This is a genomic window from Halobacillus salinus, from assembly GCF_004684905.1.
GTDB classification, from domain to species: domain Bacteria; phylum Bacillota; class Bacilli; order Bacillales; family Halobacillaceae; genus Halobacillus; species Halobacillus salinus.
This window is the reverse complement of record NZ_SRJC01000001.1, coordinates 1-17741: the sequence shown is the minus strand read 5'-3', so window position 1 is coordinate 17741 and position 17741 is coordinate 1. Positions and strand designations below refer to the sequence as shown.

Below are 17741 nucleotides of genomic sequence, written 5' to 3'. Positions count from 1 at the left end.
CTCCTCCTCTTATCATTCAAAAATGAAACCGTCGGACTGCTCTTGCATAATCGCTCTTATTTTTTCCGGTGCGAACTTGTACTCGTGGTTGTGGTCGAGTAACCCGTTCACTTCCTGCTCGACATCGGTGAGCTGCGTGTAACAGAAGCCTTGGACGAACGGTGTCTCCTGGATCACTTCCGTTAGCGCTTTCAACCGATTCAGCACTTCCTCTTCTGATTCCGGACGCTTGCCGTATCCCCAATCCGAATCGCCATGATTGCCGAACGCGATGCCGCCGTATTCACTGATCATGACGGGTTCGCCCCTGTAGCCGTAACCTTTGGCATATGCCTGCTTACGACTCGTCTTCGAAGGACTTCCGTTAACAAAAGCTTCTTTATTTTGATAACTCGCTTGCATCGAATCCGCGTCGGCGTTGTAATCGTGGATCGTTAGGATATCCGTCAGCGTATGTTCCCACCCATCGTTTCCGACGACGAGTCTCGTCGGGTCGATCGCTTTCGCCTGATAGTATAAAGCGTTTACAAATGCCTGCTGCTCGGTGCGATGGTAGACCTCATTCACGCCCCACGACTCGTTCATCAACGTGTAGATGATGACGGAAGGATGATTGTAATGCATCGCGAGCATCTCGCGCGTTTCGTCCATCATCCGCTGCATCGACAAGTTCGAAAATTTGAAACTCGACGGCATCTCCGCCCACATCACGAGTCCGAGACGGTCACACAAATACATGTAGCGGCGGTCGCCGATCGTCTGGTGGCGGCGCACCCCGTTGAAGCCCATCTCTTTCACTTTTTCAAGATCCGCTTCCATCTGTCCGTATGTCGCCGTCATCAAGGAACTCGGGTAGTACCCCTGGTCGAGAATCAACTTTTGATAAAACGTCTCCCGGTTCAACAAAATGCGTCCGTCCTGCGACTCGACGCTCCTCATGCCGAAGTAGCTTTCGACCTCGTCATGAACGGTCGCCTTATCTTTCACCGTGAAGCGGATATCGTACAAGTTCGGCTCATCCGGCGACCAATAGAAGACCCGGAAGTCAGCTGCATCAGACTCGACATCGAGCGAGAGCGTCACTGAACGCTGCCCCTTCTTCGCCCACGTTCCGCCTGTCGTAATCCATTCGCCTTGGAAAAAGACCTCCGCTTCCACGTACACCGGGTGGTCATGCCCTTGGACCTGCGCTTCTACTTGCAACGCGGACGCTTCGATATCCGGCGTCATCTGCACATCCTCGAGATGCACCGGCCACACTTCCTCCAGCCAAACCGGGCGCCAGATTCCCGTCGTTCTCGTGTACCAGCATAAGAAGTTGTCCACCTTCCACGACTGCTTCCCGATTGGCTGCTCGACACTGTTCTCATCTTCGACCCGCACCGTGACCCGGTTCTCGCCATCTTTCAAAAGGGAGCTGATTTGAAAATGAAACGGCGTATGCCCACCTTCGTGTCCGCCGGCATATTCTCCGTTCACCCACACTTTCGTCGAGTAATCGACAGCCTCGAAATGAAGGTACACGTTCTTTTCTGATAGCTCCCAACCGAACGTCTTCTCGTACCATACGATCTGGTACTGCTCCTTTTCCTCCACTTTCGAATGGTGGCTTTGATACGCGTAAGGAACTTGGATTTCCTCATTCAAAGCTCCTCCATTTTGCCAGCCTTCTGTCTCTCCGATGTTCCGGTCATCAAACCGGAAATCCCAAGTCCCGTTCAGATCGAACCATTCCTTCCGTCTGAACTGCGGCCTTGGATAATCCGTCGAGGCACTCTCTTTCTTCTGAAGTAAACGCTCCGCTGCAATCACACACTCCACCTCTTTATAACAAAGTTTATCGTAACAAAAGCCTCTCTCCCTCCCCGTTCAAGAAAGGGCTTTCATATAAGTTGACTCTATTATTACATAATTTAATGTTTTATTACAAGTTAATTTGTTATAAAAATTCAAAAAAGTTTGTAGGGGTCAGGGACCTTGTCCCACGACTCCTCTCCAGACAACAAAAAAAGCGCCGTGAAGAGTACACTTCACGACGCATTAAATAGATCCCGAGTGGGACAAAGTCCCTGACCCTATCGACTGCTCCCTCTCACCACAAGGTCGGTGTCGAGGTAGAGGGTTTTGGCGACTTGGCGGCCGTCGAGCCGTTCCTGCAATAGATCAACAGCTTCTTCGCCCATCATGCCGGTATGGACTTTGACCGTGCTCAGCGGCGGATAGACATACTTCGAGACGCTGATGTCGTTGACGCCGATCACCTGGACGCGGTCCGGTACCGCAATTCCTGCTTCATTCAACGCACGCAGGCAGCCGACGGCAAGTGAATCGTTCCCGACGAAGAACGCGCTCGGCAGCGAATCGCCGTGCTCCTCCAAAGCCCGCTTCATCAAGTCGTAGCCATCCTCGACCGCGAAGCGCCCCCGGTACATCCACTCTTCGCGCAGCAGCCCTTTTTCCGTCAAATAAGCACGAAACGTCTCTTCCCGCGGGTCGCGGATCGGCGTGGCATCGTCCTTATGGCTCTCCTGCCCACCGATGTAGCCGATCTCCTCGATGCCTTGTGCGACAAAATGATCCAGCACCCCACGCGTCGCCTGAACGAAATCAACGAGCACGCGGTCGACCTTTCGTTTCGTCTGCTCATAATCATCGACGTAGACGACATGTGTCGCCAGCTGCTCGAACGCTTCCCGCTGCGCCTCGCTGAACTTGCCGATCGCGATGATGCCGTCGACGTTCTCCTTTTTCATCTGCTGGAAGTTGTCCTGGAAGTAGCGGACCACCTGCACACCCGCCTGCTGACAGCGCTCCTCCGCGCCCATCCGGATCGACATGTAATAGAGATCCTCCAGCTCCTCTTTCTCCGTATACCAGTGGATGATCGCGAACGTCTTCACCTTCGTCTTCCGCTGCGCCCTTTTTTTATAAGAAAGCGACTCAGCCGCTTCGAATATCTTCAACTTTGTATCATCGCTCACCGACAGCGTCTCATCATAGTTCAAGACGCGCGAGACGGTCGCGATCGACACGTCCACTTTATTGGCGATATCTTTGATTGTTGCCATGTCACACGAACCCCTTTCTCTCTCCATTATAAAAGAACCCAGCAACGGACCGCCACCATTGCTAGGTTCGAACGTTTACAACGTATCCAAAAACCTCCGGAACGCAGCTGCGCCGTCTGCATCCTGCTTGAACACGCCGGCATGCTCGAGCACCTGCTTGAACTTCTCGCCGACCGCTTCCTCGACGAACGCCGAAACGTCCCCGCCACCGTAAGCAGCCTTCAACTCATCGGCCCACGTCTGATGGTGCTCCGCCACCGCATCAGAACCACCGGCGACGAACCGCTCGACTTCCTTCAGCTCATCCTTCAAACGAGCCGGCAACACCGCAAGCCCCATCACTTCGATCAGGCCGATATTCTCCTTCTTGATATGATGCACCTCTTCATGCGGATGGAAAATCCCCATCGGATGCGCCTCACTCGTCCGGTTGTTCCGCAGCACCAAGTCGAGCTCGAAATCATCCTCACGACGACGCGCAATCGGCGTCACCGTATTGTGCGGTTCCTCTTTGGAAAAGGAGATCACATCCACCGCTTCATCAGTGTAATCCCGCCACGTCTCGAGCACGTGCTCGGCAATCTGCGCAAGCTCTGCGCGCGCTGAACCCCGCAACCGGATGACAGACATCGGCCACTTCAACACCTCCGCCTCCACATCAGGATGGCCATCGATCGTGAACGAATACGACGCTTCGGCCTTCGCCATCGCGAACTCATAGCGCCCCGCCTGATAGTGGTCGTGCGACAGAATCGAGCCGCCGACGATCGGCAAGTCCGCATTCGAACCGATGAAGTAATGCGGAAACTTCTCCGTGAACTCGAGCAGCTGATCAAACGTCTTCTTATCAATCGTCATCGGCGTATGCTTTTCAGACAAAACGATGCTGTGCTCGTTGTAATAGACATACGGCGAATACTGCAGCATCCACTGTCCGCCACCGAGCTCGACCCGTACCAAACGGTGGTTCGAGCGCGCCGGGTGTCCGATCCGACCAGGGTAACCTTCATTCTCCATACAAAGCAGGCACTTCGGATAGTCGGAGTCCGTCTTTTTCATCTGCCGTTCCTTCGCGATCTGTTTGGGATCCTTCTCGGGCTTCGACAGGTTGATGGTAATATCAAGATCCCCGTATTCAGTTTGTGCCTCGAACGAGACATTGTTGCTGATCCGCTTCGTCTGGATGTAGTTGCTCTTCTGGCTCAGATGATAGAAATAGTCCGTCGCCTCGCGCGGGTCCTGGTCATACTTCTGATAAAACGTCCGGTTCAAGTCGCTAGGGCGCGGCAGGAAGTGGTCCATTACGTTCGCCTGGAACTGCTCCTTCTCATCAAGGACGTCGTCGATGATCTCCTCTTCCACCGCATACGCAATCAACTCCTCGAGCAGGTCCGGAATCGTACTTTCCTTCGTTCCGCCTTCCGGTGTGAACGTTACGAGGCCGAGCTCCCCGAGCACCTGATTCCGCGCATACACCGCGTCCTCTTTTTCAATCAACTCTTCCTCAAGCGCCTTGTCGACAAGCTGCTGGACTGTATCGTAGATGTTCATCGTGATGCCTCCTTATCATCGTATCCGTTCGGTCGTTTCTGGTGCCAACGCCACGCGTCTTCAATGATCTGGTGGATCGACGTCCGCGCAGGATTCCAGCCAAGCACCGCCTTCGCCTTTTCAGATGAGGCGATCAGCTTGCTCGGATCTCCCGCACGACGCTCGCCCATCACGGCAGGAATCGCGTGACCCGTCACTTCGCGCGCCGTATCGACGATCTCTTTTACCGAAAAGCCCTGACTGCTTCCTAAATTGAAGACGTCACTCTTGCCGCCGTCCGCCAAGTAATCGACAGCCCGGATGTGCGCATCTATCAAGTCCTCGACGTGGATGTAATCGCGGATGCACGTCCCGTCCGGCGTATCGTAATCGTCCCCGAACACCGTAATATGCTCCCGCTGTCCGAGCGCAACCTGCAGCACGATCGGAATCAAGTGAGTTTCCGGACGATGATCCTCGCCGATCTCCGTCGTCGGACGCGCTCCCGCAACGTTGAAATACCGGAGCGACACATACTTCATCCCGTATGCCGTGTCGCACCACTTCATCATTTTCTCCATCGTCAGCTTCGTCTCGCCATACGCATTGCCGGGATTCGTCGGCATCTCTTCCGTGATCGGCACGACCTCCGGCTCCCCGTACGTCGCAGCCGTCGAAGAGAACACGATATTTTTCACATCGAACTCGTTCATCACCTCAAGCAGCACCTGCGTCCCGTACACATTGTTATCAAAATACTCGAGCGGCTTCTCCATCGACTCGCCAACCAACGAATTGGCCGCGAAATGGATGACGGCATCGATCGTCTCTTTTTGAAATAGATCGCGCAGGAACGTCCGGTCGCGGATGTCCCCTTCATAGAATGCTGCGTTCTCGGGCACTGCGCCGCGGTGACCTGTCGACAGTTTATCCGCAATGACGACGTCGCGGCCTCTGTCGATCAACTGCCAAACAGCGTGCGACCCGATATAGCCTGCTCCCCCTACGACGAGTACACTCATTGGATCACCTCATTCGTCTCGATTTCGCGCGCTCCGTCGCCGATATCCGCGACATAGAACGTCGCTTCATAGCCGATTTTCTCCTTATACTTACTGCCTACGTTTTCCCGGAAAGCGTCGACCTGGTCCGTTTTCACAATCGCGATTGCACAACCGCCGAAACCGGCGCCTGTCATACGCGCTCCGATGACGCCGTCCTGGTCCCACGCCGCTTCTACTAAGGCGTCGAGCTCCTCGCCCGTCACCTCGTAATCCTGCTGGAGCGAAACGTGCGAGTCATTCATCAATGCTCCGAAGCGGTCGAGGTCCCCTTTTTTCAAGGCTTCGAGCGCCTGGATCGTGCGCTGGTTCTCATACACCGCATGCTTGGCACGCTTTTTCACAATGTCACTTTCAATCAGATGTTTGTTCGCTTGGAACTCTTCTTCCGTCAACTCACCGAGCGTCTCGATCGACAGCTCCTGCTGCAGCTGTTCTACCGCAAGGTCACATTCCGAACGGCGCTCATTGTACTTCGAGTCGGACAGTTCGCGGCGCTTGTTCGTGTTCATGATGATGACCTGCTCCTTCTCAAGCTCAAGCGGAGCATACTCGTACTTCAATGTGTTGCAATCGAGCAAGATGCCCGCTCCCTTTTTCCCCATGCCGATCGCGAATTGGTCCATGATGCCGCTGTTCACGCCCATGAACTCATTCTCGACTTTCTGACCGATTTTCACCATGTCGACGCGGTCTAAGTCCCATTCGAACAACGACTCGAGCATCACGCCGGTCACGATTTCGATCGATGCCGACGAAGAAAGCCCGGCTCCGTTCGGGATATTGCCGTAAAAGACGACGTCGAATCCCTGATCGATCGGACGGTCTTCCGCCTGCAAGTAGCGGATCATCCCCTTCGGATAATTCGCCCAGTTGTGTGCCTCATCGTAATCCAGTTCATCCAGTGAAAAAGAGATGACGCCTTTATCTTCAAAGTTCATCGAATATAGATTGATGCGGCGATCGTCACGCTTTGCTGCAACGGCATAGGTGCCGTACGTAATCGTCGCAGGAAAGACGTGCCCGCCGTTGTAATCTGTGTGTTCCCCGATCAAATTGATTCTCCCCGGCGCAAAAAACTTCCTCGTTTCCCGCTCACCGAACAGTCGCTTGAATGTTTCGTTCATTGTAGATCCCCTCCGTAACGTTCATCAGAAATCGCTTTCATAATAAGAGTAAAACTTTTTAGTAAAAAAATCAATTGTTTAACTAAAAGTTTTACTGATATGTAATCAAGAGGGTTGAAGGTGGGATATTAACAGCAAGAAACGGTGGGGTCAGGGACCCCACTCAACCTTCCCCGTCCAGAAAATCGCCACTGTAGATTTCATGCATATCTTGACCCAAGTGAGAAGTGACGATTTCATTCATATCCTCCACGGTCAAATCCGGATTCTCCTGTCCCGTTTCCTCTGAAAACATGTCTTCTTTTGTCTTGATCAAGTAAGATTGAATGCCTTTCAGGTCCTCTACCTCACTCTTATCAAGCTTTCCGTCTTCCATAATGGGTTGTGATTCATCCTTCGATTCGGACACTCTCATCCCATATAAATAATTGGCAACGCTCTCGAAGAAAAAGGTGCCATAAAACTCCGAATCTAGAAAATTACTGGCATTTTCTGCTAGATCATGACTCTTCAATAGCTCCCGTTCCAGCAAGCGAAGCCCTTCTTCCAAGTCATCGCCCTCAGGATTCTGTTCGACTAGGTAATCGATTCTTCGAATGGACCGGTCAATGGAGAAGTAAAAATGATTCACAAAAGTCCCCCACTGACGCTTTTCCTCTTTCGCTTCTTGATAATACTGATACGAAAAGAACGACAATACCACAATCAAGATACTCGATATTACTATGTACAGCTTTTTCACTAACGGCTTCATAACTGACTCCTCCTTACGAGACTATAGGGACAGGGACTCTGTCCCCGATTCTATCAAAATGAAAGAACATTTGCTCTATTTAATAGAAGATGGGAGGTTTATGAAAGAAATTCGAGTAGGTTTGATAGAAGAATCTCTTCAATTGAAAGAAAATACGCTTCTATTGATACAACCTCCCCCTCTCCTCTCAGCTAAGCGTGATTGGGGACCGGGACCTCGTCCCACTTTTTGGGACAAAGTCCCGGTCCCCATGTTACACTCTCAATGGTAATATTTATCAACAAAGGGTGTTATAGATGTCCAGAACAATACAAGCTACATTAGCTGTGATGACGCTTGGGGCGTTGTTCCTTCTCGGCTGTTATCGATTTCTTCTATTCGAAGGCCCCCTTACAGCGAGTGACGAGCGGTCTTTCCTTATATTCGCCGTCATCGTGGTCCTTCCTGCAATCGCAGTGAATCGAATAAAGGTCACCGCTTTGACGACCTCGTTCATGTTTTATTTTTCCTTGATATTCGTAGCTCTATGGGGCTTCGACCTTTTCTTTGCGCTGGAATACTTCAGCACGCACGAATCGGTACTGATCGTCATAGCGGGCCTTGTGACATCTGTCCTCGTCTCGGCGTTGTTGTTCCCGAAAGCCCAACTACCATGGAAAAGAATGCAGTCAGAATGAATCGTTCGGAACCCTCCTCTATGGAGGGTTCTTTTTTTATAATTAAGGGTATGGACAAAGAATCTGGAATACCAAGCCTTCCACGGAAAAACTATCATCCCCCTCTAGTATTGCAAGTAGACTGGGACAAAGTCCCTGTCCCCCAAAAAAATTTTCTGAAATCGAATGGTTCTCGCTTTCAATCTAGTATCTTATTTATTATAATTATAATCTAAGAGCGGTTATAATTTTTTCACAAATAGAGAGGAGCCTCATTTATGGACAAAAATGAAATGAAGCATAGCCAAGCAGAAGGTTGCCCGGTTTCTCACGGATCACAAGGTCAACAGCAAGAAACGAGTGCGATCACTCCGATCAAAGTCGGTACAAAGAACAAGGATTGGTGGCCGAATCAGCTGAACCTGGACATCCTCCATCAGCATGACCGGAAGACGAATCCGATGGGCGAAGACTTCGATTATAGAGAAGCCTTCCAGAAACTCGATTTCTCCGCTGTGAAGCAAGATTTGAAAGACTTGATGACGGACAGCCAGGATTGGTGGCCTGCCGATTATGGTCACTATGGTCCGCTATTCATCCGGATGTCGTGGCACGCGGCTGGTACATACCGCACCGCGGACGGCCGTGGCGGTGGTTCCTCAGGTCAACAGCGTTTCGCACCATTGAACAGCTGGCCGGATAACGGAAACTTGGACAAGGCGCGTCGCCTGCTTTGGCCGATCAAACAGAAATACGGCAACCAATTATCCTGGGCAGACTTACTTGTCCTGGCCGGGAACGTTGCCCTCGAAGATATGGGACTTCAGACAGTCGGATTCGGCGGTGGCCGTGAGGACGTCTGGCATCCTGAGCACGACATCTATTGGGGAAGCGAAACAGAATGGCTCGGCAACGACCGTTATTATGAAGGCCGTAAGCTTGAGCAGCCGCTTGCCGCTGTGCAGATGGGGCTCATCTATGTGAACCCGGAAGGCCCGGACGGCAACCCGGACCCGCTAGCAAGCGGACGCGATATCCGCGAAACATTCGCCCGCATGGGGATGAATGATGAGGAGACGGTCGCGCTGACTGCCGGTGGTCACACCTTCGGTAAAGCCCACGGTGCCGGCGATGCCGAAGCACACGTCGGAGCGGCTCCGGAAGCTGCCGACATTGAAAACCAAGGACTCGGCTGGATCAGCACGCACGGTAGCGGAAAAGGGCGCGACGCCATCACGAGTGGTGTGGACGGTGCCTGGACGCCGACACCTACCGAGTGGGACATGTCCTACTTCGATCTTTTGTTCGGATATGAATGGGAACTGACGAAGAGCGCAGCCGGCGCCAACCAGTGGAAGCCCGTCAATCCGAAAGACGAGCACCTTGCCCCGGACGCAGAAGACGCTTCTGTAAAAGTGAACACGATGATGACGACTGCCGACATGGCGATGCGCGAAGACCCAGTCTATGAAGAAATTTCCCGCCGCTTCCATCAGCGTCCGGACGAATTCGCCGAGACGTTCGCCAAAGCCTGGTTCAAGCTGCTTCACCGTGACATGGGGCCGAAATCCCGTTACCTCGGACCGGAAGTACCGGAAGAAGATTTCATCTGGCAGGATCCGATTCCAGCCGTCGATTACGAGCTGACTGATTCCGAGATCGAAGACTTGAAAGCTCAAATCCTCGACTCCGAACTGACTGTCAGCGAACTTGTCAAAACGGCATGGGCAGCTGCGAGCACGTACCGCCAGTCCGACAAGCGCGGTGGCGCAAACGGCGGACGCGTACGACTTTCCCCTCAGCGCAGTTGGGAAGTCAACGAGCCGGAACAGCTCGAGAAAGTCCTATCTGTCTATGAAAAAATTCAAAGCGACTTCGATAAAAACGTCAGCCTAGCCGACTTGATTGTGCTCGGTGGATCGGTTGCCATTGAAAAAGCCGCGAACGACGCCGGCTTCGCTGTCACCGTGCCGTTCACACAAGGCCGCGGCGACGCGACGCAGGACATTACGGACGAAGATAGCTTCGAATTCCTAGAGCCGATGGCCGACGGATTCCGAAACTATGAGAAGAAAGAATACACGCTGAGCCCGGAAGAGATTTTAGTAGACAAATCTCAACTGCTCGGACTGACCGCACCAGAAATGACCGTACTGGTCGGCGGTATGCGCGTACTTGGCGCCAACTATGGCCACTCTAAGCACGGCGTGTTCACCGACAACGTCGGCACCCTGTCCAACGATTTCTTCGTGAATCTATTGGACATGGGCGTGAAATGGGAACCGGTCGATTACAACGAATACGAAGGCCGCGACCGCGAGAGTGGCGAGCTATTGCGTACAGCTTCCCGCGTCGATCTAGTCTTCGGTTCGAACTCCATTCTTCGCTCGTATGCCGAAGTTTACGCGCAAGCGGACAACCAAGAGAAGTTCGTGCGTGACTTTGTCGATGCATGGGTGAAAGTAATGGACGCCGATCGTTTTGATGTAAAATAAAGATTGTTGAGGAGCATCCCTTTGGTGGGGTGCTCCTTTTTTGTTGATGCCCTTTTGATGATGTGTGAGGCTTGAAACGGCAGATAGGATGGCTCTCTTTGACAAAATTGCTTCCGTCCTTTTGTAAAAGGGCAGAGAGACGCCTCCTATATGCCTTTTCTATCGAAGAGTACGTGCAAAATGGCAGAGACAGACGCTCTCTCTTCCTTTTCGCGCGAACACTCCTATGTAAAAGGAAGTTATGTGCTATACTTAATCCATCTTCTACCAGAAAGGAAGGATGCAATGCCCCCGTTCAAATCCCGCACCCAACCACTCAAATTAACCCTCATCGAAATGCTGACCAAACGAATGCCCTTGCCTCCCCACAACCAACGAGAATCCGCTAAATGGAAAAAAGGCTATGACGGCGAGCTCAGGTTCGACCGGATGATAGAGCCGTACGAATCGGACTCGCACCTGCTTCACGACCTCCTCTTGCAACACAACTCCACCACCTTCCAAATCGACACCTTCATGATCACCTCTGAAAAAAACTACCTGTTCGAAATCAAAAACTATGAAGGCGACTTCAAGTACGAAGACGATAAATTCTACCGCCTTCCAGAATCCGAACTCCTCAATCCGCTCCACCAACTCCAACGAGCACATGCCCTTCTCGCCCAGCTCATGCCACACCAAACGATCGAATCCTACCTCCTTTTCATCAACCCGAACTTCACCTTGTATCAAGCACCACTGCACCCGTCGCTCGTCCTACCCACTCAGCTCGACGCCTTTTTACTTAACATCCAGTCACGGCACGGTCCCCTAACCGCCAATCACCATCGACTCGCCGAGCACCTCCACTCGCTCCACACACCCGATACCTACACGTCCGACCTGCCAACCTACACCTTCGACTCCTTACAAAAAGGCATCCACTGTCTCGAATGCTCCGCTTACACCCTCGTCGAAAAAGGCCACTACTGCCATTGCGCCACCTGCGGATCCGATGAAAAATTCAGCTCGGCCGTACTGCGGATGATCCATGAACTGACGACGCTTTTTCCAGATAAGAAGCTCACGACCCCACTCGTATATGAATGGTGCGGCGAATTCGGAAGCCACAAACGCATCCGGCAACTGCTCCTGAAGCACTTCACAAGAAAAGGGCAAAGCAAGTGGACGTACTTCGAATGACGCACCACCTCTGTTCCCTTTTGTAGAAAAAATGCCGCCGAAACGTCACTGAGCACGCCTCTCTCTTCCCTTTCGCACGCCCATCACAGCCAAAATGGCAGAGAACAGCCCTCTCTCTGCCATTCTCAACTTCTCCACTATCAAAAAAGGCAGAGAGCAGCCTCCTAGATGACATTCTCGACCCCTTACAGCCTCAAAACGTCACATAGAAAGCCGCCCTCACGCCCTGCACACACTCTCTGCCCTTTCCAACCCCACCCACAACAAAAACGTCACCTATAATCACCAACCACACCCCAACACTCCAACCTATTAAACCGAGGATCAGCAGAATGAAACCTCACCAACACCGGCGCCACATCAAAACAAGGCTCCCACAAAAACAAGCACCGATCGCCATACCTCATCGCCTCAAGCGCAAGCGGCAGCTCCCGGACGAACACCGCATTCCGCACCGCCGCAAGCCCAGCAGACTCACCATCCACATCCACGAACACATAAAGCACCGGACACCCACCAAGCAGGCGCCACTCCGCCAGTACCTCGTCACGCATCGGCGTTATTTTATCAAATGCATACGTCGTCCCGATCGTAAGAAAAAGCTCTCCGGTCTCGTCCGAGTGCGTCAGCGTGTATTTCCGCCCCTCGACCGGCGCATTCCAACCAACACCATTCCTCCACTCGACAAACAACTTTTCAGGCTGGAGTCTTTTCACGGTTTCGCCCCCTTGCCAAAACCTTATGCAGCCACCACCCGAACGGTGCCATAAAAAAACACCTCCCATCACTAGGGAGGTGTCCGCACAAACATCAATACCATTTTTCTAAAATTTTATAATCGCGCGACTTCCGAATCGGAATCCCGTGCTCCTCTCCGAAAGCGATCAACCGGTCGTAGCCCGCTTCGTCCTCGAGTACGACCAGCCGGATCGGCAGCCCGCGCTTCCGTTTCACCACGGCCGCTTTATTTTTCCAACTTGCCCGCTTGAACGAAAGCTTCTTGATTTCTTCCGGTGCGACGTCCACCTTCAGAAGCGGCTTGCCGAACCACTCGATCCGATACTTCAGCACATCGGAATCAATATGAAAATAAAATCTCACCCAAGCAAACAGAAGGATCAGCGAGAAGTATGGCACGATCCACAGAGTCGCCAGCTCCAGCGATTCCGCAAGTATATTCCATCCGACTACACTCAACACCGTCAGTACAGCCGGCAACATTCTCGGTCTTAATCGATACATCGAATTCCCCCAATGCTTTATCCGGTCAAAATATCCTCACCAGGATGACGCACCGGATCCGGCGTCTGCTTCGCAAAGGCGAACGCGAAGGTGAGCGGTCCGAGCTTTCCGATCAGCATCGTCACGATAATGACGCACTTGCCGATCGCACTCAAACTCCCCGTCAGCCCCATCGACAGTCCGACCGTGCCGAACGCCGACACACTCTCGAACATGACCATCAGAAACGGCGCGTCTTCGGTCAAATTCAAGATGAAAATCGTCGCCACCACGACACAGAAACTCCCGACAGTAAGCGCCAATGCTTTCAGTATAATATGGTACGACAAGCTGCGGTTGAAGATGGCAACTTGTTCCTTGCTTCTGAAAAAGGCGAACGCCGCAAGCAGGATCGTGATCGTCGTCGTCAATTTGATCCCGCCCGCCGTCGACGCGCTTCCTCCACCGATGAACATGAGCGTGATGATATAGAACAACGTATCCTCATCAAGCTGGGCGATGTCGAGCGTATTGAATCCGGCCGTACGCGGCGTCACAGCCTGGAAGTAGGCAGCCTGGACTTTTCCGAAGCTCGACAGACTGCCGAGCGTTTCCGGATTGTGATACTCCAGAATGAAAATGACGAGGAAACTGACCACATTGATCACGAACGTTCCGACCAGCATCAGCTTCGTCTGGAGCGACAACCGCTTGATCTCGCGCGTTTTCCACAAATCGAAAATGACCGTGAATCCGATACCACCTACGATGAACAGGAACGTGATCACGATATTCACGACCGGACTCGCCACATATCCTGACAAACTGTCCGACCAGATCGAAAACCCAGCATTGTTGAACGCCGAAATCGCATGGAAGACACTCGCGAACAAGCCTTCTCTCCATCCCATCTCCGGCACCCACTGAGCAGCTAAGAACAAGACCGCAATCAATTCGACCGCAAGCGAGAACAGCAGGATCCGCTTCGCAAGCTTCACGACCCCGCCGACCGCCGACTGGTTCAATGACTGCTTAATCAACAACCGCTCCTTGATGCCGATTTTCTTCCCGATCGCGATATAGATCATCACCGCAAACGTCATGATCCCGAGACCGCCCATCTGGATGAGCGCCATGATCACCGTCTGCCCGAACCACGTGTACGCCGTCCCTGTATCGACGACAACAAGCCCCGTCACCGTCATCGCAGACGTCGACGTGAACAACGCATCCAAGAAACTAATCCCCTCTGTCGTCGACACCGGCAGCATCAACACCACCGTCCCGACAAGGATCAGCAAGACAAACACCGACAATATGATCTGTGGAGGCGTCCACTCTTTTTTCAACATTCCCGTCATCACCCATCTTGTGTAATGAACTTATTCTATACTACTTTCCTCCAAAAAATAAGCCCCCAAATGCCTCGAACCATACCGCTCCGCCACCACATCATGCGTCATCATATAGAAGAAGAACACAACCAAATCATACTGCCGCCTGTTCACCACCCGCAGCAACGGAAGCACCGCACCCCCCAACCATTTTGGTAAAATAGTGCGCTTAGGACGCTTGCCTACTGCATCGAAGGCTAAGTCAGCAATCTCCCTATATGTGTACACGTCCGGCCCTCCCACATCAAGCACCGCATTTTCCTGATCTAGCGCATCCACGCAGACAGCGGCGAGATCCGCGCCGTGAATGGGATTCATCTTGTTGCGCCCGCTTCCAAGCAGGTACGCTCTTCCTTTTTTCGCCATATCCAACACTTCGGTCAAATCGGAGAAATACCCCGTCGGATTGACGACGACCCAAGGCACCGCACTCTTTTTCAACTCCTGCACGAACTTATGCTTCGCCTGCGTCAGCGCGGACGGGCAATGTTCGGCACCGTAGACATTAATGTACATAAACCGCGCCACACCGCACCGTTCAGCCTCTTTCAACAAGTGGATATTTCCCAGGAAATCGACATCATCGAACGTAAGCGGCCCCTTCTGCCTCGTGATCCCGACCGACGAGAAGACATAATCGACACCCTCACAAACATCGACAAGACTTGCTTCATCCGTAACATCGCCTACGAAGACTTCATCGACGAACTCCGAGATCACAGGCGAATCGAACGGTCCAGGCCGGCTCAATTTTTCGCGTGAACGGACAAGCACCCGGACGTAATACCCCGCTTCCTTCATCGCTCTCACCGTAAAGCGCCCGAGGTAACCGGTCGCTCCCGCTACCAAAATCTTTTTCATACGAGAAACCCCTTCTTTTTATGTAGATGTCTTCATTATAATGGAATAAACAGACAATCAGAAGGGAAGACACAACTAACACTAGAAAGGAAATCGGAACCATGTCTATTACACAAGCCATTCTCCTATTATTCATCGGCTTTCTCATTTTCACACTGGATAAAAAACAAGAGAACCTGCCCGTGCCGACCATACTCGTCTTCCTCGGCATCGTGCTGTCGTTCATCCCGTACTTCTCGACGATCGACGTCACCGGACACATGATTTACAACGTCTTCTTGCCACCGCTTCTGTTCGTATCGGCGTATCGCTTTTCGACCGATCAATTCAAGAAGAACATGGGGCTGATCCTGTTTCTCGCGACGGTCGGGCTGATCGTGATGATCGCGATATTAGGCGGAATCATCTACGCGATCAGCGGTCCATTCCTGTCGCTCTCGTTACTCGGTGCATTGCTCTTAGCCGCGATCCTCACCCCGACCGATCCCGTATCGGTCGTATCGATTTTGAAAAACTCGACCGGCAACGACAAAATCGCGGACGTGGTCGAAGGGGAATCGCTCTTGAACGACGGGACGAGCATCGTCGTGTTCACCGTGTTGTTCGAGGTCTACACGACGCATCGAGGCTTCGACTTTTTCCCAGTCATCAGCGAATTCTACTACGTATCGCTTGGCGGTACGGCGCTCGGTGTATTAGCGGGCTGGCTCGTCAGTAAAGGCATCCACTACACCCACAACCGCGAATACCAAGTGATGCTCAGCATCGTGATGGCATACGGCCTCTTCAACGTCGCCGAGGGAATCGGCGTATCGGGTGTACTGGCAACCGTCGCAGGCGGCTTGATGCTGTCCTTCGAGTACGGACGCACGGAGAAGGAAGAACACTTCAAAGAATCACTCGACGGCTTCTGGGGCATCGTCGAAATCTCGGCCTTATCGCTTTTGTTCCTGCTGATCGGCATCGAAGCTGCATCCTACCTGGACCAACCCGTCTGGCCGTTCGCACTCATCATCTTCATCCTGTCACTCGTCGTCAGGCTCATTGTCGTCACCGGAAGCACCGCCCTTTTTCCAAAGTGGAGAAAAGAAATCTCGTTCAAAGACGCAGCCGTCATCTCTTGGGCTGGACTGAAAGGAACGATGTCGATCTTCCTCATCCTCACCTTCCAGGCAGACTATGCCGGCACCAACGACACCTTCATCTCGGTCGCGTTCGCCGCGGTGCTGTTCTCGCTCGTCTTGCAAAGTCTCGGCGTCTACCCGCTTTCGAAACGACTATTGGAATAATTTTGAAACAAAACTTTATTTCAATCGTATTATTCAGGAAAGACAGAAAGGAGATTCTATGGATATTTTCATCGGTGGAATACTTATTTTGTGGGGCATCGTCCTCCTCTTCTCTTCGATATTCAACATGAAACGCAAAGAAGATGTCAAAGATGACGGGAAGCTCGGATCGAGCGGCTTTATAGAATGGGAAAGTCTATTGAAGCTGTTCAACAAACTTCCATACCCTTTGGCGAAGATACTGGTAGTTATGATTGGAACTTCCTTCGTCGCGCTCGGCGCATGGGTGATATAAATGAAAAAACACCACTGGCTCAGCTACTGGTCTCTTTCGCTCAGCATCCTCCCGATCATCGCGTTCTTTGCAGCTCTCTACGGCTATATCCGCATCGATTTCACAGTGCTCGTCACCGTGTTATTCGTGATCCTTGCGGTGTCAATCGTCTTTGGAATCATCGGTATTCAAAGAAATTCACGCACGAAACTAATAATCACGGCAGCACTTGGAACCCTAATAGCAATCATGTCCACTTTTTTCATCGTGTTCGCATTGTTAATGTCCCAGATGGCCTGATATCAATAACGATAAATGCATGCTTTTAGCCATAAACACCTCCATCCTAACTGCACCAAATCAGGATCGTGGTTATGGAATCATATAGGAGGTTCAAGCAATGGAAAACAACAAACTCGCCCTGTTCGTCAGCCTATTCGTACTAGTCGGCTTTCCGGTCCTCTTCCTCATCCTGTCTTTGATTACAGGGGATTGGAGCTATCTCATGTGGAGCATTCCGCCTTCGATCCTTGCCGGATTGACCGGCCTGCTCTTCACGCTCCGGGAGATGAAAAAGGATATGTAAAACGGGCACAGAGACCCAGCTTCGTTCGAGGCAGCGTCTCTGTTCCCTTTTGCATAAAAAAAGCTCTCGAAACGGCACTTAACATGCTTTTCTCTTCCCTTTTACCTGTACAACCTGATTAAGTCCTTATAATTGTGTAAAAAGAATAAGCCATCATCATTCCGACCACAATGTTTTTACCGCTAAAAACTTGTGCAGGAGGAATAATGATGACTCACTTTCAGTTTAACCTAAATATGGATG

At 52.0% G+C, this 17741-nt stretch carries 17 protein-coding genes; 7 read left to right on the top strand and 10 right to left on the bottom strand.

From position 1 onward, the window contains the following. Positions 1 to 12: 12 nt before the first annotated feature. From E4663_RS00085 to E4663_RS00060, 6 genes are all read right to left on the bottom strand, one after another. The gene (locus E4663_RS00085; protein ID WP_135326174.1) at positions 13 to 1821 is read right to left on the bottom strand and encodes a glycoside hydrolase family 2 protein; all 1809 of its coding nucleotides are present in this window, start codon (positions 1819 to 1821) and stop codon (positions 13 to 15) included. 254 nt (positions 1822 to 2075) lie between these two features. Further along, positions 2076 to 3068 carry a LacI family DNA-binding transcriptional regulator gene (locus E4663_RS00080; RefSeq protein ID WP_135326173.1) on the bottom strand — a complete coding sequence of 331 codons (993 nt, stop codon included), beginning with the start codon at positions 3066 to 3068 and terminating at the stop codon, positions 2076 to 2078. Between the two features lie 75 nt (positions 3069 to 3143). Further along, complete coding sequence (gene galT, locus E4663_RS00075; protein ID WP_135326172.1) at positions 3144 to 4619, bottom strand: UDP-glucose--hexose-1-phosphate uridylyltransferase; 1476 nt, start codon at positions 4617 to 4619, stop codon at positions 3144 to 3146. After that, positions 4616 to 5620: a UDP-glucose 4-epimerase GalE gene (gene galE / locus E4663_RS00070; RefSeq protein WP_135326171.1), complete on the bottom strand. Its 1005-nt coding sequence runs from the start codon at positions 5618 to 5620 to the stop codon at positions 4616 to 4618. The genes galT and galE overlap by 4 nt, the downstream gene beginning before the upstream one ends. Next, on the bottom strand, positions 5617 to 6786 hold the full coding sequence (locus E4663_RS00065) for a galactokinase (protein WP_135326170.1): 1170 nt from the start codon (positions 6784 to 6786) through the stop codon (positions 5617 to 5619). The genes galE and E4663_RS00065 overlap by 4 nt, the downstream gene beginning before the upstream one ends. A gap of 163 nt (positions 6787 to 6949) precedes the next feature. Continuing rightward, a complete protein-coding gene (locus E4663_RS00060) occupies positions 6950 to 7540 on the bottom strand; it encodes a hypothetical protein (protein WP_135326169.1) in 591 nt (196 codons plus the stop codon). Between the two features lie 296 nt (positions 7541 to 7836). On the opposite strand from E4663_RS00060, the gene E4663_RS00055 reads away from it, so the two are divergent. The 3 genes from E4663_RS00055 (at position 7837) to E4663_RS00045 (ending at position 11873) form a co-directional block, all read left to right on the top strand. Next, the gene (locus E4663_RS00055) at positions 7837 to 8217 is read left to right on the top strand and encodes a hypothetical protein (RefSeq protein WP_135326168.1); all 381 of its coding nucleotides are present in this window, start codon (positions 7837 to 7839) and stop codon (positions 8215 to 8217) included. A 257-nt stretch (positions 8218 to 8474) separates the two neighbouring features. Next, positions 8475 to 10691 carry a catalase/peroxidase HPI gene (katG, locus tag E4663_RS00050; RefSeq protein WP_135326167.1) on the top strand — a complete coding sequence of 739 codons (2217 nt, stop codon included), beginning with the start codon at positions 8475 to 8477 and terminating at the stop codon, positions 10689 to 10691. Between the two features lie 180 nt (positions 10692 to 10871). Then, positions 10872 to 11873, top strand: a complete 1002-nt coding sequence (locus tag E4663_RS00045; RefSeq protein WP_158290364.1) for a nuclease-related domain-containing protein — start codon at positions 10872 to 10874, stop codon at positions 11871 to 11873. 272 nt (positions 11874 to 12145) lie between these two features. Here E4663_RS00045 and E4663_RS00040 read toward each other — a convergent pair whose 3' ends face one another. From E4663_RS00040 to E4663_RS00025, 4 genes are all read right to left on the bottom strand, one after another. Beyond that, positions 12146 to 12589 (bottom strand): staygreen family protein, encoded by a 444-nt coding sequence (locus tag E4663_RS00040; protein ID WP_135326165.1) that lies wholly within the window; start codon positions 12587 to 12589, stop codon positions 12146 to 12148. A gap of 94 nt (positions 12590 to 12683) precedes the next feature. Continuing rightward, the gene (locus tag E4663_RS00035) at positions 12684 to 13115 is read right to left on the bottom strand and encodes a hypothetical protein (RefSeq protein ID WP_135326164.1); all 432 of its coding nucleotides are present in this window, start codon (positions 13113 to 13115) and stop codon (positions 12684 to 12686) included. A 17-nt stretch (positions 13116 to 13132) separates the two neighbouring features. Further along, on the bottom strand, positions 13133 to 14455 hold the full coding sequence (locus E4663_RS00030; RefSeq protein WP_241657154.1) for a TrkH family potassium uptake protein: 1323 nt from the start codon (positions 14453 to 14455) through the stop codon (positions 13133 to 13135). Positions 14456 to 14476: 21 nt separating this feature from the next. Continuing rightward, entirely contained in the window at positions 14477 to 15349 is an 873-nt protein-coding gene (locus tag E4663_RS00025; protein ID WP_135326163.1) for an SDR family oxidoreductase, read from the bottom strand. 101 nt (positions 15350 to 15450) lie between these two features. Here E4663_RS00025 and E4663_RS00020 point away from each other — a divergent pair, with 101 nt between their 5' ends. The 4 genes from E4663_RS00020 (at position 15451) to E4663_RS00005 (ending at position 17498) form a co-directional block, all read left to right on the top strand. After that, positions 15451 to 16638, top strand: coding sequence for a cation:proton antiporter (locus tag E4663_RS00020; RefSeq protein ID WP_135326162.1), 1188 nt, complete (start codon positions 15451 to 15453; stop codon positions 16636 to 16638). 58 nt (positions 16639 to 16696) lie between these two features. Further along, positions 16697 to 16933: a hypothetical protein gene (locus tag E4663_RS00015; RefSeq protein WP_135326161.1), complete on the top strand. Its 237-nt coding sequence runs from the start codon at positions 16697 to 16699 to the stop codon at positions 16931 to 16933. After that, positions 16934 to 17212: a hypothetical protein gene (locus tag E4663_RS00010; RefSeq protein ID WP_135326160.1), complete on the top strand. Its 279-nt coding sequence runs from the start codon at positions 16934 to 16936 to the stop codon at positions 17210 to 17212. It abuts the gene before it with no gap. 100 nt (positions 17213 to 17312) lie between these two features. After that, positions 17313 to 17498, top strand: coding sequence for a hypothetical protein (locus tag E4663_RS00005; RefSeq protein WP_079478753.1), 186 nt, complete (start codon positions 17313 to 17315; stop codon positions 17496 to 17498). Positions 17499 to 17741 lie beyond the last annotated feature (243 nt).